Annotated in this window: 14 protein-coding genes and 1 tRNA gene; 3 read left to right on the plus strand and 12 right to left on the minus strand. The window is 72.7% G+C overall.

Translation table 11 applies throughout. The features are described 5' to 3' along the window. Positions 1–674: 674 nt before the first annotated feature. Both ACIQZO_RS37975 and ACIQZO_RS37980 read left to right on the plus strand, forming a co-directional pair. Positions 675–917 (plus strand): type II toxin-antitoxin system VapB family antitoxin, encoded by a 243-nt coding sequence (locus ACIQZO_RS37975; RefSeq protein ID WP_214930449.1) that lies wholly within the window; start codon positions 675–677, stop codon positions 915–917. Next, the gene (locus ACIQZO_RS37980; protein ID WP_403635635.1) at positions 917–1,336 is read left to right on the plus strand and encodes a PIN domain nuclease; all 420 of its coding nucleotides are present in this window, start codon (positions 917–919) and stop codon (positions 1,334–1,336) included. The genes ACIQZO_RS37975 and ACIQZO_RS37980 overlap by 1 nt, the downstream gene beginning before the upstream one ends. Before the next feature lie 301 nt (positions 1,337–1,637). On the opposite strand, the gene ACIQZO_RS37985 is transcribed toward ACIQZO_RS37980, so the two are convergent. Both ACIQZO_RS37985 and ACIQZO_RS37990 read right to left on the minus strand, forming a co-directional pair. Then, positions 1,638–2,078: a hypothetical protein gene (locus ACIQZO_RS37985; protein ID WP_403635637.1), complete on the minus strand. Its 441-nt coding sequence runs from the start codon at positions 2,076–2,078 to the stop codon at positions 1,638–1,640. Then, positions 2,063–3,955: a 2OG-Fe(II) oxygenase gene (locus tag ACIQZO_RS37990; protein ID WP_403635638.1), complete on the minus strand. Its 1,893-nt coding sequence runs from the start codon at positions 3,953–3,955 to the stop codon at positions 2,063–2,065. The genes ACIQZO_RS37985 and ACIQZO_RS37990 overlap by 16 nt, the downstream gene beginning before the upstream one ends. 135 nt (positions 3,956–4,090) lie before the next feature. Between ACIQZO_RS37990 and ACIQZO_RS37995 the strand changes: the two genes are divergently transcribed. Beyond that, the gene (locus tag ACIQZO_RS37995; RefSeq protein WP_403635640.1) at positions 4,091–4,789 is read left to right on the plus strand and encodes a hypothetical protein; all 699 of its coding nucleotides are present in this window, start codon (positions 4,091–4,093) and stop codon (positions 4,787–4,789) included. A gap of 7 nt (positions 4,790–4,796) precedes the next feature. On the opposite strand, the gene ACIQZO_RS38000 is transcribed toward ACIQZO_RS37995, so the two are convergent. From ACIQZO_RS38000 to tmk, 10 genes are all read right to left on the minus strand, one after another. Next, positions 4,797–6,065, minus strand: a complete 1,269-nt coding sequence (locus tag ACIQZO_RS38000; protein WP_403635641.1) for a hypothetical protein — start codon at positions 6,063–6,065, stop codon at positions 4,797–4,799. 805 nt (positions 6,066–6,870) lie between these two features. Then, positions 6,871–7,437 carry a Uma2 family endonuclease gene (locus tag ACIQZO_RS38005; RefSeq protein WP_403635643.1) on the minus strand — a complete coding sequence of 189 codons (567 nt, stop codon included), beginning with the start codon at positions 7,435–7,437 and terminating at the stop codon, positions 6,871–6,873. Positions 7,438–7,564: 127 nt separating this feature from the next. Then, positions 7,565–8,839, minus strand: a complete 1,275-nt coding sequence (locus ACIQZO_RS38010) for a TIGR02679 family protein (RefSeq protein ID WP_403635645.1) — start codon at positions 8,837–8,839, stop codon at positions 7,565–7,567. Continuing rightward, positions 8,829–12,947 carry a TIGR02680 family protein gene (locus ACIQZO_RS38015; RefSeq protein ID WP_403635646.1) on the minus strand — a complete coding sequence of 1,373 codons (4,119 nt, stop codon included), beginning with the start codon at positions 12,945–12,947 and terminating at the stop codon, positions 8,829–8,831. The genes ACIQZO_RS38010 and ACIQZO_RS38015 overlap by 11 nt, the downstream gene beginning before the upstream one ends. After that, on the minus strand, positions 12,944–14,419 hold the full coding sequence (locus tag ACIQZO_RS38020; RefSeq protein ID WP_403635648.1) for a TIGR02678 family protein: 1,476 nt from the start codon (positions 14,417–14,419) through the stop codon (positions 12,944–12,946). The genes ACIQZO_RS38015 and ACIQZO_RS38020 overlap by 4 nt, the downstream gene beginning before the upstream one ends. Then, complete coding sequence (locus tag ACIQZO_RS38025; protein ID WP_403635650.1) at positions 14,416–15,951, minus strand: TIGR02677 family protein; 1,536 nt, start codon at positions 15,949–15,951, stop codon at positions 14,416–14,418. The genes ACIQZO_RS38020 and ACIQZO_RS38025 overlap by 4 nt, the downstream gene beginning before the upstream one ends. A 394-nt stretch (positions 15,952–16,345) precedes the next feature. Continuing rightward, a tRNA-Thr gene (locus ACIQZO_RS38030) sits at positions 16,346–16,419 on the minus strand. A gap of 486 nt (positions 16,420–16,905) precedes the next feature. Next, positions 16,906–18,474, minus strand: coding sequence for an alpha/beta hydrolase (locus tag ACIQZO_RS38035; protein WP_403635652.1), 1,569 nt, complete (start codon positions 18,472–18,474; stop codon positions 16,906–16,908). A gap of 173 nt (positions 18,475–18,647) precedes the next feature. Then, on the minus strand, positions 18,648–19,859 hold the full coding sequence (locus ACIQZO_RS38040) for a DNA polymerase III subunit delta' (RefSeq protein ID WP_403635654.1): 1,212 nt from the start codon (positions 19,857–19,859) through the stop codon (positions 18,648–18,650). Between the two features lie 113 nt (positions 19,860–19,972). Then, positions 19,973–23,218, minus strand: a complete 3,246-nt coding sequence (tmk, locus tag ACIQZO_RS38045; protein WP_403635655.1) for a dTMP kinase — start codon at positions 23,216–23,218, stop codon at positions 19,973–19,975. Positions 23,219–23,378: the final 160 nt, after the last annotated feature.

A 23,378-nucleotide genomic window follows, 5' to 3' on the forward strand; every position in this document is an offset into this window, starting at 1 on the left:
TCAGGGAGCATTCCCCCACAGCCGATGCACGCGGGAGCACCCAGACGGCGCACTTCCCAGCCAAGATCAGCTACACCACTCCACGGGACACCATCCGCAGGAGGCCATGCGCCGGATGGGCGAGACGTTCGTGCCTGGCCCGAATCCTGCATCTGAGACCAGAACTGAGACCGAGAGCACCCGTGTGGCTCGGGCACGGCAGCGTCGCAAGATCCGGGAAACAGCAAAACCCCCAGGTCACGGCGAGTGAGTCCTGGGGGTTCTACAGAGCCGCCTTCGGGATTCGAACCCGAGACCTACGCATTACGAGGCCCCAAAAGATCATCCCGGGTAGTACCGGGCCGTGCCACCAAATCCTGATTCCCCAGGCCAGGGCGGTGCGGCCCGGCCCCGACATGCCGCCCAATCCACCCTGTGCCACCTCGTCCGCTCACGCACCGCTCACGCACCGCTCACGCATGCCAGGCCGCCCGCCCGGGGCGCCTGAGGGGCTCAAGCGCGCCGTGGGTTCAAATCTGGCCAAGGTCGACCTGTATCAAGGAGGGTGCGGAGCCGCCTGGCCAGCTTCGACGCCGCCTCCATTCCTGACGAGAGCTGCGACCAAAACGATATCTCCCATAGCAAACAAATGCTATCGTTTCGTTGGCAAGGGCGTCTGTGGAGGGACCATCTACATGGCCAGAACTGTCATCGACCTCGACGAAGACATGGTCACCGAGGCCATGCGCATCTTCGGCACCAAAACGAAGGCCAAAGCCGTCCGCCTCGCCATGGAGGACGCCGTCAAGAGGCACCTGCGGCAGGAGTTCTTCGACGCCATGGACGCCGGCGAACTCGACTTCAGCGAGATCGTCGAGAACACCGGCCCCCGCAACGCCGACGGAACCCTCAAGCGCGACGGCGGCCGGGCCGCCTGATGCAGGACCGCTACCTGATCGACAAGTCCGCCCTCGCCCGCTGGACGAAACCCAGCGTCAGAGAGGTACTCAAGCCGCTCCACGAGCGGTACCTCCTCGCCGTCTGCCAACCCACCGAGTACGAGATGATCCACTCGGCCCGGGACAACGCGGAGGCGACACGCATGAGCACCTGGCTCCGCGCCTTCGACTACCTGCACGGCGGCGACGACACCTTCACTCGCGCACTGGAAATCCAGCGCCACGCCCTCAACGCAGGTTTCCACCGCGCCCTGTCGCTCCCCGACCTTCTCATCGCCGCCACAGCGGAACTGAACCGGCGAACAGTCCTCCACTACGACGGAGACTTCGACATGATCGCCTCCCTCACCGACCAGCCCACCGAATGGGTCGTCCCGCCCGGCAGCGCCGACCGATGAGAATGCCGATCCTCCCCGACCCCGACGAGTCGTCTGGTGTCCCCCATCGAGTGGTCGCGGGGGTGCAGCCGGCCTGCGTCAGCGCACTCGTCGCCCTGTAGAGCCTGGCTCTGCGCGGATCCCTGCAGGTCCTGGGCGGGGCCGACGGAGGCACCGCCTCGAATTGGCCCTCGCCGTCTTCTTCCTGATTCCGATCGCAAACACCCCTCGACCCTCTCTTCCTGCTCGGGACAGCGACGCGGCCGCGTCGCCGGCATGCCGCTCCGTAGCGCGATAAGGCCACTGCGCCGGGAATCCGCAGTCATCCGTTCCGCGGCGGCATCAGCCATGCCAGGTCCGCCGCGGCCTGGCGGCGGACCGTCCGCTCACCGGTGAACAGGTCCTCTGTCTTCGTCAGCACCAGCGTGTACGGGCGTCCCTCCCGCCTCGTCTGATGAAAGACCGGCAGCTCGGCCGAGTCGATCCCCGTGTGCACATGGCGCCGCCCCTCCTTCGCCAGCGGCCATTCCAGGACCCGCCGCGACCGGGAGCCGAGGAATGCGCCGAGGGCACCGCACAGCTCGCAGCCGCATCCGGTCCAGGCCACGGACCAGTCGTCAGCAGCGCGCGGCGCCCGCTCGCACACCACGCGGAGCCGGTCCGCGCTGTCCCGCGCGATCACGTCGAGACCCGCTGCGCCCCACTCGGCCGCCGGCAACGCCTCCTCGGCGCTGCGCAGCATCGGCATCAGGCACTCGAGCACCGTGTCCCGGTACTCGCGCAGTGCTGCCGCGATCCCGTCCCGCTGCTCTGCTCCGGCCGCCGCCAGGACGCATCGCAGCGGCAGGGCCAGCTGCCGCAGCTGCGCACGGCGGATGTCGGCCGACCCGGTCGTGGTCCACAGCCGCAGGTCTCGGTCCACCGCAGCCCAGACCTCATCGGCCAGCAGCCGCGCCACCGCTGGCGTGCGACGGGCACGCAGCGCCGTACACAGTTCCGGCAACCGCTCCGTCCACTGGTAATGCTGCGAGTCGAGGCGGTGGGCCGACGCGAACCAGACCTCGACGACCCGGCGCGTCCACGCGATTCCTTACCGCTCGGCTGCCGCCGACAGTGCGCCCGCGCACTCCGGGCCGAGCGCGCTTGTTGGAACGGCTCCAGAAGCATCGCCGCGGTCTCGGCCGCCTCCAGGCCCGCAGCCACCTGCAGCGCGCAGCCCAGCAACTCGCGTTGTGGACGGATGTGCTTCCAGAACGGGGCGAGGGACAGGGCCCGCTCACGCGCCCGGTGCAGGTCGCCCCGGGCGATGCCGACGCGCAGTTCCTCCAGTGCCCACCCCGATCCGGCCTCGCCGCGTGCCGCGAAGGCCCGCTCACGCGGCCACACGACGACCGCGGCCCGCCGGTACCACCGGTCCAGCGTGTTGCCGTAGTTGCCGTAGTTGCCGTAGTTGCCGTAGTTGCCCATGTAACCCTCGTACTGGGAGTCGTAGGGCGTCAGGTCCGCGCTCGCGGTACTCGCGCACACCTCGTAGTCGTCAACCCGCAGGGAGATCTGCTCGCCGCCGGTGCCGTCCGGACCGGTCCACCAGCCCAGGGTGATCTCGTCGTCGACCAGCTCTTGGAGAACGTAGTCCCCGTCCCCCTCCGCGCCCGCGTCACCGCCCTCACCGTCGTCCTCGTCGTCGTACCCGTAGTCGTCCCAGGGATCGTCCCCTTCGGGATAGGCGTCCCAGGTCTCCTTCACCTCGGCCAGGGCGAGCACCGACTCGCACCCGGCCTGCTCGGCGGCGGCGCGCAGCAGCGCTGCACGTCCCGCGTCTGCGCCCTTGAGCCGTTCCCAGCTCAGACCCCGCTGGGTGTACTCGTGATCGAGCAGGTATACGAGCCGGTTCGGCGGATCGGACTCGAGGCTGCCGTAGCGCGGCGTGACGGGCGACCCGAAGTGCTGCCCCAAACTGTGTGCCGGCTCCGCCGCCGGTCCGGACAGCTCTGTCGAAGTCCCCGGCGCCGCCATCAGGTTGAAGGTGAGCGTCACCCGGTACCCGGATCGGACCGGAGTGACCTCGTGCCGGCAGTCGGCGTAGAAGACGACAAGGGTCAGATCCGTCTTCGAGGCACGGTAGGCACATTCCTGCCCAGCGTGCTCGATGACCAGCTCTCCCCCCGTGTGCGCCGAAGGCAGGGACAGCACCAGCGTGCCCACCATGGCGTCGTCCTTCTCCGAATCCTGGTGCGGAAGGAAGAACTGTCCCTTCCCGTACACCGGCATCGCGTGCGGCTCAGCCCACAGCCGGGTCGCCGCCGGGAGACCGAGGGCGTCCCGGAAATGCTCCAGTGCGCCACTCAGCAGCGACGACCAGGAAGGATCGCCAAGGCCGAGCTGATCCGGCGGGATCTGCCAGGTGTCCCGCACGCTGGTGTCGTCCAGCGTCTCCTCGCCCTTTCCGAACAACGCCGGCCGTGCCACCGAGATCAGCCGCTTCGCCTGGGCCGCCCGCAACGGAAGGCGCACCGGCCCGACCCCGGCCACCTCAAGATTCAGGCCGGCCGCAGGCGCTTCCAGCCGGGCGCTGAAAGCCCCCGCTGCCTTCGCCCCGCCGAGCAGCCCAGCCAGTCGTTCCCTCGGTGCAACCACCACGCCCCTGCCCTCCGCCCCTACGGACCTGCCGTCCACGGCCCGAATCCTACGAACCCGACGGCGCCACCGGACCACGACCGTGCACGGGCTCACCTGAACGTCGCGTACCAGCTCTCCGCGCTCACCCGATGGGAGTTGGAGGAGGACGTCGACGAGGACGAGTACACCGCCGCCATCGAGCCGCCCGTACCCGCCGGCCTTGCCCAACTCACCGGTGCGCAAAAGATCTTGGCTGACTTCCTGCACGTCGACCCGCACCTGCTCACCGCGGCTGCCCGCGCCAGCGGTGCCGCACCTTCCCAGGCAGTCGACAAGGACGCACTCGCCGCCTGGATCCGCGCCCTGCCCGAGCGCGACAAGGACACCCTGCTGCTCAACGCCGCCCTGGGCAGCGCCCCACAGCCGGGCCCCGCGCTGCTGGCCCGCCACCGCGCCGCGTCCCACGGCACAGCCGAACCCTCCACCACCACCCGGCGCCGCTCAGCCGCGGAGCTCCTCGACGCCGCCCACGGGGTGCGCAACGAGCACACCCAGCAGCAGGAACAGGCCCGCGCCCAGGCCCGCCGGGCCCAACAGCAGGCCCGGGAGAGCCACCTGGACCACCTGGCCGAGAACGCCGAGCGATCCTGGCAGGACATCGCCGACCTGATCGGGCAGAAGCAGCCCGGCCCCTACAACGCCGCCGTCACCCTCCTGAAAGATCTCCGCGAGGTCCACGACCGGGCCGGCACCCCCGAGGACTTCGCGCGGCGCCTGCACGACCTGCGCGAGCAGCACCGCGGCAAGCCCTCACTGATGCGGCGCCTCACCGACTCCGGGCTGACAGCCCGCTGAGCCGCGCTCAGATGCGGCCGCTTGGGCCCTCGGCCAGAAGGCGGAGGGCGGCGAGGGCTGCCGGGCGGCCCGTGGCGGACAGGGAGATCGGAGCGCCGCTGGACCGCTCCGGCTCGAGGTAACCGAGTTCGCGGCCGGTGTGCCAGAACCTCCACAGCAGCCGCTCGGTTTCCGTCCCCTCCATCGCGGTGCCGTCGCCATGGGTGAAACCCGCAGCGAGCACCGGATGTACAACGTCGCGCAGGTCCTCGCGGAGCCGGGGCTCCGCCCACAAGGCGCACAGGGCGGACTCGGTTACCTGCCGCTCAGCTGCCGTGGTGCCCAGCCACGCCAGCGCGGCCGTGTGCTCGCGCAGGCGAGGATCCGTCAGCTGAACACGGCCGGCAGCCGACAGCTTGAGCACACGATGGCGCTTGGTCACCAGTCGGTGAGTGCGGGCGAGTTCATGCAGATCAGCCAGCTGGTAGAGGTCCGCCTCCGAGCGCGGCCCCTTGCCGATCGGGTACCAGTGCGGGTAGCGGGCAAACGCGGCAGCCACCAGTTCCCGCGGCAGGTAGCCGGCCTGCGTCAAGGTGACGCCGTCACCGATCTGCTCCAGCAGCCACCGCAGCGGCTCAGCCGTGTCCACGGGCGCCGCAGAAGACACCGCCAAGGCAGGCAGGACGGCGGCGAGTAGGACGCGACGTTCAGTCGGGGGCGCCGCGGCCCACAACTCGCGCCGCTCGCTGCGGACTGCCTCCAGCGGGGCACGGCCCCCGAACACGGGCTGCGCGGTGGTGAGCCAGTGCTGGACGAGACGTCGACGCGCGGCCGGGAACGTACGTGCGTCCAAGTCGAGGTCGCCCTCGTCCAGGGCCTGCTCCAGTCGGCGTTCGAGGTTGGCACGGGCCAACGCTTCCTGGATGCCCATGACCTCCCCCCAGCTCAGCTCGGCCACGTCCGGCGGGCTCGTGGGCGAGGCAGCCGCAGCCTTTCGGTAAACTGCGAAGCCCGCCTCCTCGGAGCGCTGCCAGGCCGCCAGCACCTGAGCGGTGGTCGCGCTCGTGCACACCGCGACGGCCCGAAAGCGACCGACCCCCGCCAGCAGGTCCGTCAGGACAGCGACGGCCCGCTGCTGCTCAGATGTGTCCGCAGGCCACTTGTGAGGCAGCTCATACCAGCAGAATCGTTCGACCGCAGCCACCGGGAGCGCGACGGGCGAGTCGCCGTCCGGCACCAGCCAACGCAGCAGGCGCTGTGCCATCGCCTCGTCCGCCGCCAGCACCGTCACCTCCACCGCGCTCTGAATCTACTGGCCGATCCTCCCACAGACGGGGGTTCCCGTCCGTGGGCGACGCTACGACGACCGGCATCAGGCCGCCGGCAAGGCCTTTGGTCGTCACCGAACACCTCCGCTCAGAGGGCTGCCCCTTGCACCACGACCGCTGGAAGCCGGGAACCGTCCGGTCACCTCCTTCTCCCACACCCTCGCCGACCTCGACCATCTCCTCGACGCAGTCCGCCGGCATACGCACTGACCGTGCATCCAGGGGCGGGGTGGCGCTTCCCAACGCGACACTGGAGGCACGGAACCTCGAAGCCGTCTCCGCCGACGACTTCGTTCTGGCCCAGATCAATCTCGATCGACAGCGGGTCTTCGCCGCCGCCCAACAGATCGCCGACTCCTGGCAAAAGCCACCCGGCACCGCGGGGACGCGCTTGACCGCCTGGAGCGAGACGGCCTCCTGGAGTCGGCCGCCCCCTCTCCGCGCCGGCCGGTGATCCCGACACAATTCCCGCATCCGGCGCTCACGCACGGGGTCCCGTACCCCAGCTGCGGTGTGCGCCGACCGGCCCCGGACATAGCAAAAGCCCCAGGTCACGGCGAGTGAGTCCTGGGGCTTCTACAGAGCCGCCTTCGGGATTCGAACCCGAGACCTACGCATTACGAGGCCCCACAAGATCATCCCAGCATGTGCCGGGCCGTGCCACGGAATCCTGTTTCCCCAGGTCAGGAAGGTACGGCCCGGCCCCCGCCTGCCGCCCAATCCACCCCGTGCCACCCCGTCCGCTCACGCACCGCTCACGCAAGCAGGGCTTCCTCAGATCTGACCGAGGTCGACCTGCACCGGGAAGGGAGCCGAAACCTTGACGACGCCGGTGAACACGTCCCCGTCCCGGTAGGCCCTGGTCGCAGGGTCGAGAACATGGGTGTACACGAGGGGGACGCCGGTCGCGGCCTGCTCCACCCGCCAGTAGAAGGCAATGCCGGACTTGGCGTACTGGTCCGTCTTCACGATCCGATCGGTGGTCTCCGAGCCCGGTGAGACAACCTCGACGACCAGCAGCACGTGCTCCGGCCGGGTGGGTGTGATGTCGATCGTGTCCGCGCGATACACGACGACATCGGGACGTCGATTGGTGAGCGGGACGTCCTGAAGCCGGACGTCGAAGTCAGTATCGGCGTTCCAGTCCGGCCCCGCGGCGGCGTCCAGGACGTTCGCCAGGATCCGAGCCAGTCGGTTGTGGCGCTTGGACGCGCTGGGACTCACAACGACCATCCCGTCCACGATCTCGATTCCCGCACACTGCTCCTCGGACCAGGAGTCGTACTGCTCCGCCGTGATCTGCTCGTGCATCCACGCAGGGGCTGCCATTTCGGCAGTCATGACGCACCTCCCGGACACCATGCGGGCGGGCCGGATCCCGCCGAGTTCAGCGTACTGTCCCTGCGCGTCCGGCACGCTGGACCTGCCGGGGCCCGGCTTCGCCGGCGCGCTGCCGTTACCACGCGCGTCAGCCGAGGTCCGAGAGGAGTTCGGTCAGCAGTCGTTCCTCCATGACCGCCTGGCCCGACGCCCTCAGGGCGGAAGCGAGGGCAGGGTCCCAGGGGCTGGCGGCGGGCGGTCCGGTCAGCGGAGTGGACTCGCCGCCCGCCAGAGCGCTGCGGTAGTCGGCGGTGGTCATACGCCAGGGCCGGGCGCCGTGGCGCTCCACGGCGGCGGCGGTGATCCGCAGGCCGGTCCAGTCGAAGTCGGCGCGCCAGTGCAGGCGGGCGCCGGACCGGGCGGCGTCGGCAAGGAGCTTGTGACAGGCGGCGGAGGGGATTCCTTCGGTGCAGACCAGGGCCGCCGCGCGGTTTTCGAGCTCGGCGGCGGCCGCGCGCAGCACGGCCGGGTTCTCGCAGACGTGGATCTCGCGGGCGGCGGGGACGACGTCGGCGGCTGTCAGCTGGTGCAGGGTGAGGCGGAAGGGGATGCCGAAGCCGGTGGCATCGCGCAGCCAGTCGCACACCACGTCGTCGCCGCGGGCACCGATGTTGAGGACGAGGACCTGGCTGGCGAGATCGTCGGCGACGGCTCCGGCGCTCTCCCACAGGGTGCGGCGTCCGGCCCGGTCGCGGGGGACACGGCCCGGTTCGGCTCCGCCTGCCGAGGCGCGCTGGGCGACGGCACGCAGGACAAGCTGTTCGAGGGGGCCGCCCGGCAGCAGGGCCTTGGTGTCTCCGGTGGCCCATTCCGCGAGGACGGGCAGCGGGAGCAGGCCCCGGTCGGCGTCACCGCATACCCCGGGGAGTTTCTCCAGGACGCGGACGGCTGCCTGGAGCAGGGAGCCGTCACCGCGCCGCAGGAGGCGGGTGAGGGTGCCGTCGGCGGCGACCTGTTCCAGCCAGGCCGGGTACCAGTCCAGGGCGGCGAGGGGTGAGGCGTGGGCGGCTTCGAGGGCCTGAGCGCGGGCGGACACCTCGTCGGCGCGCTCGGCCGGCCGGTCGCGCAGGGGTCCGTGCAGCCCACCCAGGGTCTTGAGCAGACCGGTTCCGTAGCGTCCGTGAAGGTAGGCGTCGAGGTCGGCGAGGGGGACGGTGAGGCGTTTGACGGTTTCGGGTCGATATCGGCCGGTGACGCCGATGACGGTGCGGCGTTCGGCTTCGGTGGGGGCGGTGAGGCCGATGTCGCCGTGGAGGGCGCCGCCGGTGCGCTCCAGGCGGCGGCGGGCGGCGGCGAGCAGGCGGCGCCAGCCTTCTTCGTGGAGTTCGGTGTACGTCGGCGGGGACGGCTGGTCAGTCGACAAGTCGGGCCTCCTGTTCCCGCTGGTCCTGTCGGCGTACGGAGCGGGTGCTCGGTGAGCCGAGCACGCTGCTCAGGGTGCCGGTGTCGTCGGCGTGCAGGCGTTCGCCGTCCCACAGGAGCAAGAGCGCGGAGACGGTGTGGTCGATGGCCGAGTGCGCGAGGTCGTAGTGGGCGGCGGCACGCACCGCGCCGTGCACGGCCCACAGGTCGTACCCGGTCATGAACAGGTCGAGATCGAACTGGGCGGCCAGTGACATGAGTTCGCCGCGCCCGGTGTCGTCGACGCCGGCGAACGCCTCGTCGAGGGCGAGCAGACGCGGGGCGTCGGGGTGGGCGGAGTTGAGCATGGCGTGTGCGGCGGCGAACAGCGGCAGGTGCAGGGAGACGGACTGCTCGCCGCCGGAGAGGCGGCTGTGCCGGGCCCGGGTGAGGCGTTCCTCGGCGCCGCCGGGGCGTACCAGCTGGAAGGCGAACTGGCGCCAGCGCCGGTAGTCCAGGACCTCGGCGAGCAGCTGCCGGTAGGGGGTCTCGCGCTGCCGGGCGCGGGCGTTCTTGATCTGCGCGGCGAAGTGGGTGCGCATGCGGGCCAGCTTCTCGGGGCCGAGGCGGGCGGCGTCGGCGTCCAGGAGGGCACAGACGGCGCGCTGTTCGTCGTCGAGGCCGTCGGCGAGCAGCCAGCTGACGCCGACCGTGGTACCCGAGGACATGCGGCGCTCGCGCATGTCGCTGTTCATACGGCGGATCAGGTCGCGGGCGTCGACGGTGCGGTCGTGGATCTGCTGGGCGAGGCGAGTGAGCAGGGCGTCCTCAAGGATGCGCTGCTCGGAGTCGGAGAGGAGTTCAGCCTGGTCGCGGCGGTGGGAGGCGATCTTCTCGGCGAAGGAGGCGATGGGCAGCGGGCCCTGTTCGTCGGCGACGGTGACGGTGATGACGCCACTGGAGCTGTCCCAGGCCGGCTGGTAGTCCTGCCCGGCGGCGGCGAGATGGGCGTGCAGGTCCTCCAGAGCCGTGGTGAGGCGGGTGACGGACTGCTTGACGCTGGACTCGGTGGGCGCGAGTTCACGGGTGGCGGTCAGGATCGCCTCGTGGACGGTGACGGCGGCGGGCGGCAGACGCTCCGCCGTCCAGTCGGCCTCCTGGGCGGGCCAGGCCAGGCCGGGCGGGCAGCGCAGGAGGTCGAGGAGCTCGCGGGCCGCGTACGGGGCCAGGCCGCGGGCGGTGTCCTTCTCCTCGGTGACCGCGACCCGCAGCGCTTCGGCCGCGGCGGTGCGGCGAGCCTCTGCGGCGGCCAGTCGGCCGATCGCCTCATCCTTGGCACCGCGGGCGGCGTCCGTCTCCCGCGCGGCGCTCTCCAGGCCGTTCTCGGTCTCCTCTACGCGGGCCATGACCTGCTGCGCCTCGGCGCCGACCGCCTCGCGCAGCGCCTGAAGCCCGGCGGCCTCCTCGGCGTGGCGGCGGCGGGCGGCGCGTTCGGCCTCGGCGGCGGCCTCCTCGTCCTCGGCGGCGGCCGTGAGCCGGTCCACGGCGGCGGTGGCGGTCTCGGTCTGCCTGGTGTGCTCTCGACGCCGGGTGGCCAGTTCGCCCGCCTCCCGTTCGAAGGCGCGAGTGGCGGACTCGGTGTCGTCGGCGTCCTGGACGATGACGCCGTGCTCGGACTCGGCGCGGTGCAGGGCGCGTGCGGCGACCGCGCAGGCGGCCTGCGTCTCGTCGTAGACGGACTGGGCGGCACCGGCGGCTGCGCGGGTGGCGCGCAGGGCTGCGACGGCGCGATCCAGGGCGCGCAGGTGCGGGGCGAGGGCGGCGGTGCGGGGCAGGGCGGCGCGGGCGGTGTCGTACTCCTGAAGACCTTGCCCACAGCCGGACCTGGCCTGCGTCAACTCCTCCAATTGGAAGGTCAGTTCGGACAGGAGCACATCGCAGGCAGCGATGCGCGCGGCGCGGCGGCGCATCCGGGCGGTGGCTCCGACGTACTCGGCGTGCGGTTTGCTGTGGGAGCCGACGAGGATTCCGGCGGCGTAGCGGCCGTCCGTGCAGACGGTGGTGGCCGCGCCTGCCGTATCGGTGACGGCGACCGACCTGAGTACGGCGGTGATCCGGGCGGCCGGGATGGCCGTACCGGTCTCGGGACGCAGCAGGTCGGCGAGGCTGGGCCCGTCGACAGGGGAGAACGGGGCGGTGGCACGCAGGTATCCGTCGCCGTCACCGGTGGGTGACTCATCGGCGGTGACGAGTGCGTCAAGCAGGCCGGAGGCCTCCAGGGACGCCTCCACGCCCGCGCGTTCCGTGTCGTCGAGGCCGTCGGCGAAGTCGACCAGCTGCCACAGGGGGAGAGCGCCTTCCAGGCTGTCACGGTCGGCGGTGCGGCCGCGGGCGGCAGGCGGTGCGTCGTCGTGTTCGGCGGCGATCCGTGTCCGTTCGGCCTCGGTCTCGGCCCGGCGGGCCTCCAGCGCGCCGAGTTCGCCGCGCAGGGCGGCGAGCCGGTCGCGCAGCCCCTGGACGGCGGGGGCGGTGGCCTCGGTGAACAGGTCGGTGAGCGCGGGGGTGCCGGCTTCCGGGCCATCCGGTCCGGCGGCGGCGTCGAGGGCCTGCGCGAGCAGCTCGGCGGCGCCTTCGGGCAGCAGCTGCCCGTACTGGTCCTGCCACCGTCCGAGTTCCTCCCGGGCCCGCGTGTGGGCGGCGCCGAGCGCGTCCTGGGCCGCTCGCTCCTCCGTCTCGGCGGCCCGGGCCGCGTCCTGGGCGCGCTCTTGTCCGGCGCGGGCCGCGTCCCGGCCGCGCTCGGTGTCCCGCAGGTGTACCGCGACGGCCCGTACCGCCCGTACACCTTCGTGGCGGGCGGCGGCGCGGGCCGAGGCGCGTTCGGCGAGAGCGGAGGGGACGGCGTCGGCAGGGGTCCAGGGAATGCCGGCGCCGTGCGCGTGGTCGGCGAGGGCGGCGGCCGAGCCGCTGACGGCGGTGGCGAGTTCGGCGGCAAGCTGCCCGGCACGTTCGGCCTCGGCGCGGGCCCGGCCGGTGGCGGCGGTGCGGCGTTCGCGCTCGGATGCGGCCTGCCGGGCGGTCTGTTCGCACGTGCGGACCAGGCGTTCCAGATCCGCGAGTTGCTCGACGGCCTGGTAGGCGGCCGAGGAACGCAACTGCTCCAGGCGGGCGCGCAGCGCGGCGAGCGCGGACTCGGCCTCGTCGGCCCGCACTCCGGCCGCCTCGCGCTGCTCGCGGGCCTCGTCGAGCTCCGTTTCCGACGTGGCGTGGGCGCGTTCGCGCTCGCCGCTCTCGGCCCGCCGGGCGCTGAGCCTGTCGGCGGAGACGCGGGCGTTGACCCGCAGGTACGTCGAGTACGCGGCGAGGAAGGACCGGGTGGCATCGTCCGCGGCGACCAGCCCCTCCAGGGTGCGCTGCACGGACTCCATGTCGTCGAAGGAGCGGGCGGCCTCACCGATCAGGTCCTCGTCCAGCGGGCGCAGGCCTTCGGTGAGAGTGTCGGAGAGCTTGGCCGGGTCGAGGTTCTTGGCGAGCTGCGGGCGGCGCAGCGTGAGGATGAGGGTGAGCAGCTGTTCGTAGCGCTCCCGGCCGAGGCCGAACAGGCGCTGGTCGACGGCGGTGCGGTAGTCCGTGGCCGAGGCGATCACCTCGGTGCTCAGCGGGGCTAGTTCGGCTGCCAGCTGCTTCTTCGTCAGCGGCCGGTCGTCGTCGGTGAGCAGTGAGAAGTCCTCGCCGACGCGGCCGTCGGCGACGAAGTGCCAGCGGGCGGGGGTGTCCCGGTGCTTCTGGGCGTGCAGGCCGATGCCGCAGGTGACGGCCTGCCCGGTGGCGCGGTGGGTGAACTCGATCCATACGTAGCCGAGCGCGCCCTCCTGACCGCGAAAGAGCAGGTTGGACTTCATCGTGCGGTCCTCGGCGGCGAACGGGTTGAGCCGCTTGGGGTCGATCCGCCCGTCCATGACGAACGGGAAGAGCACCTCAAGGGCCTTGGTCTTGCCTGATCCGTTGGGGCCGCGCAGCACCAGCCAACCACCGGCGAAGGAGAACTCCTCGTCGCGGTAGTCCCACAGGTTGACGATCCCGGCGCGGGTGGGCACGAACCGGGGCTGGAGGTCGGTAGGCGGGGTGCTCACTCGGCGGGGTCCTTCACGTCGTCTACGGGGAACAGGGCGTCGGGGACCCCTGCTTCGGGGCTGTCCGTGCTCCCAGGGCTCCCAGGGCTCCCAGGGCTTTGGGTGGCACGAACGCGGGGGCGCGCCTTCACCTCAGCCGTCACCCCGCGGTAGCGGGCCAGCAGCGGCAGCGCGAGAACCCCGCCCACCCCCCGCACGACGAGCGACATGGCGGCCAGCAGGTCCAGGGCCTGGTCGAGGAGTCGGTCGGGGTCGCCGCGCAGGTCGGCGGCGAACCCGGCACCGTACTGCTCGGTGATCTCCTTGGTCCGGGCGCGCAGCCAGGAGGTGGTTACGAAGGGGTAGCGGACCTCCGGGGCGGCCGACGCCTCGTCCTCCCCCTCCGCCTCTTCCTCCGTATCCTCCAGGTCTGCCGTGGCCTGTTCGAACACACCCTGCGCGGGGAGAGCGAGGTCGATCCGGCCGGCCCGGTCCGCGAGGCGCTCGGCGGCACTCGGCGCGGGCAGCAAATCGGGCGCGTGCCGACCGGTGCGCGCCGCGGCCTCGCTGATCCGCGCGCCGAGCAGCAGGGCGGCCTGCGCGACGGTGCCGCCGCCGGGGAACCGCGTATCGGAGAGGCGTCCCGAGGTGTCCACCAGGGCGATGCCCTCCGCGCGCCGCTCGACGGTGAGGCCGGTGAGGCGGGTGAGGTCCTCGGCGAGCGCGGGGGCACGCAGCTGGCCGGTCAGCTCGGGGTCGGCGTCGGCGTAGTACGCGACCGGGTGCTCCAGGACCAGGCGCCTCGCCCGCCGGGACGCGGAGAGGCGCTGGGCCCGGCGCCCCTCGGACAGGCTCCGCGCACCCGCGGAGTCCAGCAGCGCGGTCACCGACGTGACGTGCTGGAGGACGCGGGTGGGCTGGTGGACGGCGGTGAGCACCTCCCGGTCGATGTCGTACAGCGCCTCGGCCCGCTCCGGATCGGAGACCCAGGAGGCGGCCGAGCCGTCGGCCAGTCGCAGCGCGCCACGTTCGGTGAGCCAGCTGACGGCGTCGACGAAGGCGTCCCGGTCGTGCTTGCGGCCGGTGTCCAGGCCGAGCCCGTCGATGCGGGCGGCGTCGGCGGCAACGGCGTCGGCGAGTTCGCCCAGCGCGACCTGAGTGCCGTGCCGGCCCAGCGCGGCCGAGGTGAGGGCGAGGTAGGCGTAGCGGCGCCGGTCGAAGGGGCGACCGGACCGGCTGAGCGCGGGCCGGGTGGAGTCCAGTTGGTCCTGTGCGCGCTGGAGGCGGGCGGTGTCGGCGGTGGTGATCAGCCGGTAGCCGAGTACCTCCATCAGATCGGTACGCAACTGCTCGGCCCAGCGCCGCACGGTCGCCAGCGCGCCGCCGTCCGGGTACACCGGTGTGATCAGCGGATGCCGCAGGACGAGACGTACGGCCTTCTGGTAATCGGCCAGTTCCAGGGCCGATACGTTCTCGGCGACGCGGGTACTCATCCGGTGACCTCCAGGCGCAGTCCGTCCAGGTGCAGGTCGCCGCGCACGGTACGCACCGTGGTGAACGCCTCTTCGGGCCCCGTCGGAAGGAGGGTGAGCCGCACCCCATGCGCCGTGCCGGAGGCCGTCGGCCCCGCGACACCCCGGGTGACCGGCACCCGCGCGGCGAGCGCCACGTCCATCAGGGAGAGCAGCGCGCGGGTCTCGGCCTCGTCCAGGACCCTGCCGTACGCGCCGTCGCGGGCCAGCGAGAGCGCCGCCCCCCGGCGCTCGGCCTGCTCCTTGATCTGCGCGGCCCGCAGCCTAGCCCTCTCGGGTTCGTTGCGCTCGATCCGTCCCGGCCCCTTGAGGGCAGGGGTGCGGCCGGACTGCACCAGGGTGCGGGCCAGCTCCACCGGCTCGGCCTCCCACCACGAGGTACGCCCGGAAATCAGCTCGGGGTCCGGATAGGGGACGGCGATGTGCCGGGGCGCACCGAGCCCGAACACCGCCTGGAACAGGGCATGCGCGTCGTCGTCGCTGACACATGATGTGAACCACTGGGCGAGGTGGCGCAGCTGGCTCTCCCGGCTGACTCCGCCGCGCCGCGCTTCGGTGACCCGCCGAAGCAGCGCGAGGACCGAGCGGATCGCGGTGACCGTGGCGTCCTGTAGCCGCTCGGCCTCGCTGTGCTCACGCTCCCCGAACCAGTGCACGATGCCGCCCCACCGCTGCCGCCAGTCGTCCAGACGGGCGGCCGGGGTACGGAAGAGCCGCTCGTCGGCTTCCGCCGCGTACTCGACCATCCGGTCCACACCGCCGGCCGCGGCCTTCTCCACCGCCTCGGCGAGCAGCGGGGCGTAGCGCCCGAGTTCGGCGGTGAAATCCCGCATGTGCGCGAGCAGCGCGTCCTTGTGCGCGAGGAACACCTCGGGCCGGGTGTCGTTGGTCCGCGCCAGGTCGCCGAGCATCAGATAGAAGCGGGCAGCCCGCTGCGCCATCTCGTTCAGCACGGAGTCCAGGCGGCCCAGCTTCCGATAGACCTCCTCGGCGTCGCCCGCGGCGTTCGCCTCGGCAAGCGCGGCCAGGTCGGCGAGGATGTCGGGGAAGACGAGCCGGGAGAGCTGTGCGTCCTCAAGGGAGGCACCGAGCACGTCCTCCACCGCCCGGTAGGCCCGGTATCCGGCCTGGGTGAACTGGTACACGTAGTGCCGGTTGCGGTACTCCGCCAGGTTCGCCGCCCGCGTCCCGTCGTAACTGCGTTCCAGGACCTGCCACTCGGCGAGCGCGTCCAGCAGCGGCTGCACGTCGCCCACGGCCGCCCCTGGATGGTCCGCGACCATCCTGCCCACCAGGGCGGCCACGTCGGAAGCGTGAAGCAGCACCTGGTAGTTGGCCCGGCCCCTCTCGAAGGCACGCAGCAGCCACAGGTACTCGTGACGCTTCTCGGCAGCCGCGAAGTGGAAGAGCCGCAGCCGGTCGTCGAGGGTGAAGGCATCGATCCCGAACGCATCCCCGTCTCCGTCCTCCGGGGGCGTCGGGCCCGGAGGCACAGAGCCTGCCGGCACAGCCGGGGGTGGGGCCACGGAATCGTCACTCACGAGCGTCAGCGGCTTCCTCGTACGACGGGACAGGACCAGATCTCACCTCAGTCTGCCGCCTGGCCACCAGAGTGGGAAACCCCGCCCAACGCATCCATCAGCGCAGGTAAACTGCGCGCCCGTCCAGATCCTTCCCCTCGCCGCGGAACCGCTTGACCGCCTGGAGCGAGACGGCCTCCCGGAGCCGGCCGCCGCTCTTCGCGCCGTTGATCCCGACACGGTTCCCGCATCCGGCGCTCAGGCGCGCTCACCCACGGGGTTCCGAACCCCGGCCACCGCACGCCCGCATGGGTAAAGGGCATGAAAAAGCCCCAGGTCACGGCGAGTGAGTCCTGGGGCTAATCCGAGCCGCCTTCGGGATTCGAACCCGAGACCTACGCATTACGAGTGCGTTGCTCTGGCCAGCTGAGCTAAGGCGGCACCGCTGGTCAGACAAGTATTCCCTCGGAGAGGTGCTCTCATCAGCAGCGGCGCCAAGTCTACAGGGTGTGGACGGGTGCCCCGAACCAGGTTTCGCTCGGACGAGGTACAGGTCACAAAGGCGGGTGTTCGGTGCGTTTGCGGCACGCGTTGCCACCAAGCCGGACGCGGGTCCCGCAAGTGCGGCGGAGTCTGTTCCGGCAGCCAGGTGTGGCCGGCATCCGAGCGCCACAGGGAGCCGGGGCTCGGGGGAATTCCTGCGTCGGCGGGGCCGGCTCGTGGAACTCGATGTACCAGCCGCCGACGAACCAGCCCGGGATCCGCTCGAAGCGGCCGCGCCAGGTGCGGGCGTCGTCGTCCCGCGTCAGCGGCTGCATCGCCTCATCCTCGTACCGCGGCATCACGATGGCCTGCGCCATTGCGCTCATGGCCGGATGCCATCGCGCCCGGCCCACCCGCGGCAAGCGGTCTACCGGGGCTGCGGTCTCAGCACTTCTTGCCGTCCGCCGGGGCCTTGCCCTCCAGGAGGTAGCGGTTGATCGCGGTGTCGATGCAGTCGCTGCCGCGGCCGTACGCCGTGTGGCCGTCGCCGTCGTAGGTGAGGAGGGTGCCCGAGTCGAGCTGGCCGGCCAGGGCCTTGGCCCACTTGTACGGGGTCGCCGGGTCGCGGGTGGTGCCGACGACCACGATCGGCGGGGCGCCCTTCGCCTTCAGCTCCTTCGCCCTGCCCGTGGCCTTCACCGGCCAGTACGCGCAGTTCAGCGAGGCCCAGGCCAGGCCCGCGCCGAAGACCGGGGAGGCCTTCGCGAAGGAGGGCAGGGCGCTGTCGACGGCCTCCGGGCCACTGAAGGCCGGGGGCTGGTCGAGGCAGTTGACGGCGGCGTTCGCGAACATCAGGTTGGCGTACTTTCCGTCCGCGTCGCGCTCGTAGTAGCTGTCGGCCAGGCTCAGCAGGCCCGATCCGTCACCGTCCATCGCCGAGGAGAGCGCCTCGCGCAGCTGCGGCCAGGCGCTCTCGTCGTACAGCGCCGCGATCACCCCGGTCGTCGCCAGGGACTCGCCCAGCGGGCGGGCCGGATCGCCGGACGGCACGGGCTGCGCGTCGGCCTTGCGGAAGAAGTCCTTCAGCCGCGCCGCCACCGCGTCCGGGTCGCCCTTGCCGAGCGGGCAGTCGGGCTGCTTCGCGCAGTCCTTGGCGAAGGAGGTGAAGGCCGTCTCGAAGCCCTCGGTCTGGTCCCGGTTCAGTTCGAGCGCAGGCCGGGCGGGGTCCATCGCCCCGTCCAGGACCAGCCGGCCGACCCGGGACGGGAAGAGGTCCGCGTACGTCGCCCCGAGGAAGGTGCCGTACGAGGCTCCGACGTAGTTGAGCTTCCCGTCGCCCAGCACCCCGCGCAGCAGGTCCATGTCCCGGGCGGCGTCGACGGTGGAAACGTGCGGCAGGACCCGCTGCGAGTTCGTCCGGCAGCCGTCCGCGAACTCCTTGAACGCCGCCACCAGCTCGGCCCGCTCGGCCTCGTCGTCCGGCGTCTGGTCCACCTGGGTGTACTTGTCCATGGCCGGGCCGTCCAGGCACTTGACCGGGCTGCTGCGCTCCACCCCGCGCGGGTCGAAGGACACCATGTCGTACTGGGCCCGGACCGCCGCGGGGTAGCCGATGCCCGCGTATGCCTGGAGGTAGCCGATGCCGGAGCCGCCGGGGCCGCCCGGGTTGACCAGCAGCGAGCCGAGGCGCTTGCCGGGACCGGTGGCCTTGCGGCGCGCCACCGCGATGTCCACGTCCTGGCCGGAGCCCGGGTCCGCGTAGTCCAGCGGGGCCTTCATCGTGGAGCACTCGAATTCGGGGACACCGCACGCGCGCCAGGTCAGCTTCTGCTCGTAGTACGGGCGCAGCGCGGCCGCGTCCGGGGACGGCTGCGCCGACGGCGGGGCGGCCTCCGGTGTGGAGGACGCGGCGGCCCGGGGTTCCCCCGACCCGCCCGAGGTGCACCCGGAGAGCAGCAGCCCGGCGGCTGCGATCACGGTCCCGGTGGTGCGCAGCAGGCGACTGGTGTCCATCCACGGAGCGTACGTCCTGCCCGAGGAGGTCAGCGGGCTCCCCGGGACCGGACGGCCGCGCGCCTTCCGTGGCCCGCGCCGGGCGGGCCACGGACCGGGCGCTGCCCGGCCCCGGCGGCCGGTCCGCCCGTACGGGTGAAGCCGTCAACCGGGTGTGGACCGCCGACCGGCGCTCAGCCCGCGCGCAGCGACATCGTCATCGCCTCGACCGCGAGGAGCGGGGCGACGTTGCGGTCGAGGGCGTCCCGGCAGGCGATGATCGCCTCGATCCGGCGCAGGGTCCGCTCCGGACCCGAGGCGCGCGCGATGCGGTCCAGGTCGGGCCGTATCTCCTCATTCGCGATGGCCACGGACGAGCCGAGCTGCAGGGCCAGCACATCCCGGTAGAAGCCGGTGAGGTCCGTGAGCGCCAGGTCGAGGGTGTCGCGCTGGGTACGGGTGCGGCGACGCTTCTGCCGGTCCTCCAGCTCCTTCATCACACCCGCCGTACCGCGCGGCATCCGGCTCCCGGCGCCTGCTCCGGCGCCGAGCGCGGTCCGCAGCTCCTCGGTCTCCTTGGTGTCGACTTCCTCCGCGACCTGTTTGGCGTCCTCGGCGGCGGCGTCGACCAGCTCCTGCGCGGCCTTGAGACAGTCGCCCACGTCGTCGACGCGCAGCGGGAGCTTCAGCACGGCGGCCCGGCGGGTGCGAGCAGACTCGTCGGTGGCGAGCCGTCGGGCCCGGTCGATGTGCCCCTGGGTCGCCCGGGCGGCGGCCGCGGCCGCGGCGGGCTCGATGCCGTCGCGCCGCACGAGCACATCGGCGACGGCGTCGACGGTCGGGGTGCGCAGTGTCAGGTGCCGGCAGCGGGAGCGGATGGTGGGCAGCACGTCCTCCAGCGAGGGCGCGCACAGCAGCCACACCGTCCGCGGAGCGGGTTCCTCCACCGCCTTGAGGAGGACGTTGCCGGCGCCCTCGGTGAGCCGGTCGGCGTCCTCCAGGACGATGACCTGCCAGCGGCCCACGGCCGGCGAGAGCTGGGCCCGGCGGACCAGGTCGCGGGTCTCCTTCACACCGATCGACAGCAGATCGGTGCGGACGATCTGCACGTCGGAGTGCGTACCGATGACGGTGGTGTGGCAGCCGTCGCAGAACCCGCAGCCCGGCTCACCCCCGAGGGCGCGGTCGGGGCTGGTGCACTGCAGGGCGGCCGCGAAGGCCCGGGCGGCCGTGGCCCGCCCGGATCCGGGCGGGCCGGTGAACAGCCAGGCGTGGGTCATCTTGGACGCCGCGGGCGGCGGGGTCCTGTCCATGATGGCCGTGACCAGTGCGTCGGCGTCGCGGGCGGCGGCGGCCAGCTGCGTCTGGACCCGCTCCTGTCCCACCAGGTCGTCCCATACGGGCATCCCGCCCACCACCTTTCACTCTCCGTGCACCCATTGTGGCGGGCGCGACTGACAATCCGGCCCCGGACCCGGACCCGGACCCGGACCCGATCCCGGACCCGGACCCGGTCGGATCAGCGGCCGCGGCGCGGTGCGCGTTCGCCCTCGTCGCCGTCCTCGCCGTCCCGGTGGCGGCCCAGCAGTTCGTCCGCCAGCGTCGGCAGATCGTCCAGCGGGGTCTCCTCGGCCCAGTCCGAACGCGCGCGGCGCGGCCGGCCCTCGTCGTCGACGACGGGGAGCTCCCGGGTCCGGTCGTTGCCGGAGTCCCGGAAGATGCCCGACGGGACCCGGTCGGCCGGGTTCTCCTCGGGACGCTGGGCCGTCGGCCGGGTGGCGGAGCGGGCCTGACCGGTACCGCTGTCCCGCGGAGCCTGCGGGGCCCGCGGGGCCTTCGCCGCGGTCGGCCGTACGGGCGGCAGCACCGCCGTCTCGTCCGTCGCGCGGACCGGCGGCAGCACCGCGGTCTCCTCGGCGGACACCGGGTCGGCCTTCGGCACCGGGACGGTCTGGGTGACGTCGTCCGGCTGGACGACCCGCTTGACCGGCGGCGCGGCCATCGGGGTCTCCACCGTCACCGCGTCGTCCGGGTGCGGCTCCGACTCTGGCTCCGGCTTCTTGGTCATGCCGACCTTGGGCGCAACCGGAGCAGGAGCGGGCGCAGGTGCGGGCGCGGGCGTCGCCGCCGCGGCCGCGGCCGCAGCGGCCTCCGCGGCCGCAGCCGCCGCCACAGCAGCGGCCTTCGCCGCCGCCTCGGCCTCCACCAGCCGGCGTGCCTCCTCGGCCTTCAGCAGGGCCTCCTCGGCCCTGCGCTGCTTCTCCAGCCGCCGCGCCTCGGCCTCGGCCCGCAGCCGGGCCTCCTCCTCGGCCTGCCGGCGCAGCCGCTCGGCCTCCGCCGCGCGCGCCTTCTCCTCGGCCTCCGCGCGCAGCCGCTCGGCCTCGGCCCGGGCCCGGGCCTCCTCCTCGGCGCGCAGCCGCTCCTCCTCGGCCCTGCGGGCGGCCTCCGCCTCGGCCTTGATCCGCGCTTCCTCGGCCTCGCGGGCCTTGCGGGCCTCTTCCTCGGCGCGCAGCCGCGCTTCCTCCACCTTGCGCGCGGCCTCTTCCTCGGCCCTGCGCCGGGCTTCCTCCTCGGCGAGACGCCGCGCCTCCGCCTGGGCGGCCACTTCGGCCTCCGAGAGCGGAAGCATCCGGTCCAGGCGGTGCCGTACGACCGTGGTCACCGAATCCGGGTCCTGGCCGGCGTCGACCACGAGGTAGCGGCCGGGGTCGGACGCGGCGAGGGTCAGGAACCCGGACCGCACCCGCTGGTGGAACTCCGCCGGCTCCGACTCCAGCCGGTCCGGCGCCTCCGTGAACCGCTCGCGCGCCGCCTCCGGCGATACGTCGAGCAGCACGGTCAGGTTCGGTACGAGTCCGTCGGTGGCCCAGCGCGAGATCCGGGCGATCTCCGTCGGGGACAGGTCGCGGCCCGCGCCCTGGTAGGCCACAGAGGAGTCGATGTAGCGGTCCGAGATGACGACCGCGCCGCGCTCCAGGGCCGGGCGCACCACGGTGTCCACGTGTTCCGCGCGGTCGGCGGCGTAGAGCAGGGCCTCGGCGCGGTTCGACAGACCGGCGGAGGAGATGTCGAGCAGGATCGAACGGAGCCGCTTTCCGACGGGGGTCGCCCCGGGCTCCCGGGTCACGACGACCTCGTGGCCCTTGCCCCGTATCCAGTCGGCCAGCGCCTCGACCTGGGTGGACTTGCCGGCCCCGTCGCCGCCCTCCAGGGCGATGAAGAAGCCGGTGGCGGACGCCGCCTGGACGGGCTCCCCGCCGCGCAGCGCCTCACGCAGGTCCCGCCGCAGCGGCACGCCGCGGCGGTCGTCGGCCTTGGTGAGCACCACCACGGCGACGGGCAGCAGCAGGGCGCCGACCAGCATCAGAGTGAAAGCGGCGCCGCCGTGGGCGAAGACGATCTCGGCGCCGGTCAGCCGGTGCGGGCCGATCGCCGCGGCCAGGACGGGCGCGAGGACGGCGCCGAGCGCCACGGCCACGCGGACGGTCGCCTGGAGGTGCTCGGTGACCCGGGCCCGGCGGAACTCCTCGGTCTCCTGGTCCAGCAGGGTGTGGCCGGTGTTGGCCGCGACGCCCGCGGCGGTACCGGCGAGCAGCGACAGGAACAGCACGGTCGCCATGTCGGGGACGAGCCCGGTCAGCAGCAGCGCGAGCCCGGTCACCGCTATGGCGAGGGCCAGCAGCCGGCGCCGGGACAGGGCGGGCAGCACCTTGCCGGCCTGGGTGGCGCGGATACCGGCGGCGGTGCCGCCGACGAGCGCCAGGACGAAGAGCGCGAAGGCCGCCGGGCCGCCGCCCAGGTCGAAGGCGTGCAGGACGGCGACGGCCACGGCGCTGGACACCGCTCCGGCGACCGCGCCGCAGCTCAGGACCAGCAGGGGGATGGCGCCCGTACGGCCCTTGTCGGGCCGGTCGCCCGACTTGGGGGCGCGCAGCCCCTCCAGCGGGGAACGCGGCCGCGGGGTCGCCCCGCCGGGCAGGATCAGCGGCAGCAGCAGCGAGACGGAGGCGGCGAAGAGGCCGGAGGCCACGTACGAGCCGAGCGCGGCCTGGTTCGCGGCGAACCAGTCGATACCGAGGCCCAGCGCCTTGCCGACCAGGGTCGCGGCGAGCAGCGCGGCCGCGGCGACGGGCAGCGCGGCGAAGGCGGTACGCAGGGTCAGCCGGCGCAGCGCGTCCAGGTGGTCCGGGAGCGGCCGTACGGTGGCCCCCTCCGGCGGCGGCGCGGGGAGCAGGGCGGGCGCCGCGCTCTCCTTCGCCAGCGTCCACAGCCGCTCGGCTGCGCCGGATACGAACACGGTGGCCAGCAGCGCGGTGAGCGCGTTCGCCGGGATCCAGTCGAGCCACAGCGGGGCGACGACGAAGAGCGCGAGGCGGATGCCGTCGGCTCCGATCATGGTCCAGCGGCGGTCCAGCTTGCCGCCGGCGCCCAACAGCCCGGCCAGCGGGCCGAGGAGGACCGCGCCGAAGAGCAGGGTGGCGAGGATGCGGACCCCGAACACGGCGGCGACGGCGAGGGCCGCGCCGCGGTACCCGCCGCCGAAGGCCCCTTCCGAGGCGGCGGCCTGAAGGGCCAGCAGCACCAGCACCAAGAGGGCCAGGGCATCACCGATGCCACTCACCAACTGGGCGCTCCACAGCCGGCGCAGCCTGGGAGTGCGCAGCAGTGCGCGCACCGCACGCTCGCGGGAATCCGCGGCTAGGGCTTCGTCGTAAGTGGGGTTCGCCGGGGCGGTAACGACCGCCGGCTGCTCGGCTCGCGTCATCCGCCCAGCCTATCCGCTGCACTGTGCAGGTGCGGAAGCCTGTGGACAAGGCCGGGTGTGACCCCGGACCCACCTTCGCGGGAACCGCCCGGTGCCGCTGCCCCAGACCCGGCGCCTCAGCCCCGGACCCGGCGCCTCAGCCCCGGACCCGGCGCTTCAC

The sequence above is a fragment of the Streptomyces sp. NPDC097617 genome, assembly GCF_044761485.1.
Lineage (GTDB): Bacteria > Actinomycetota > Actinomycetes > Streptomycetales > Streptomycetaceae > Streptomyces.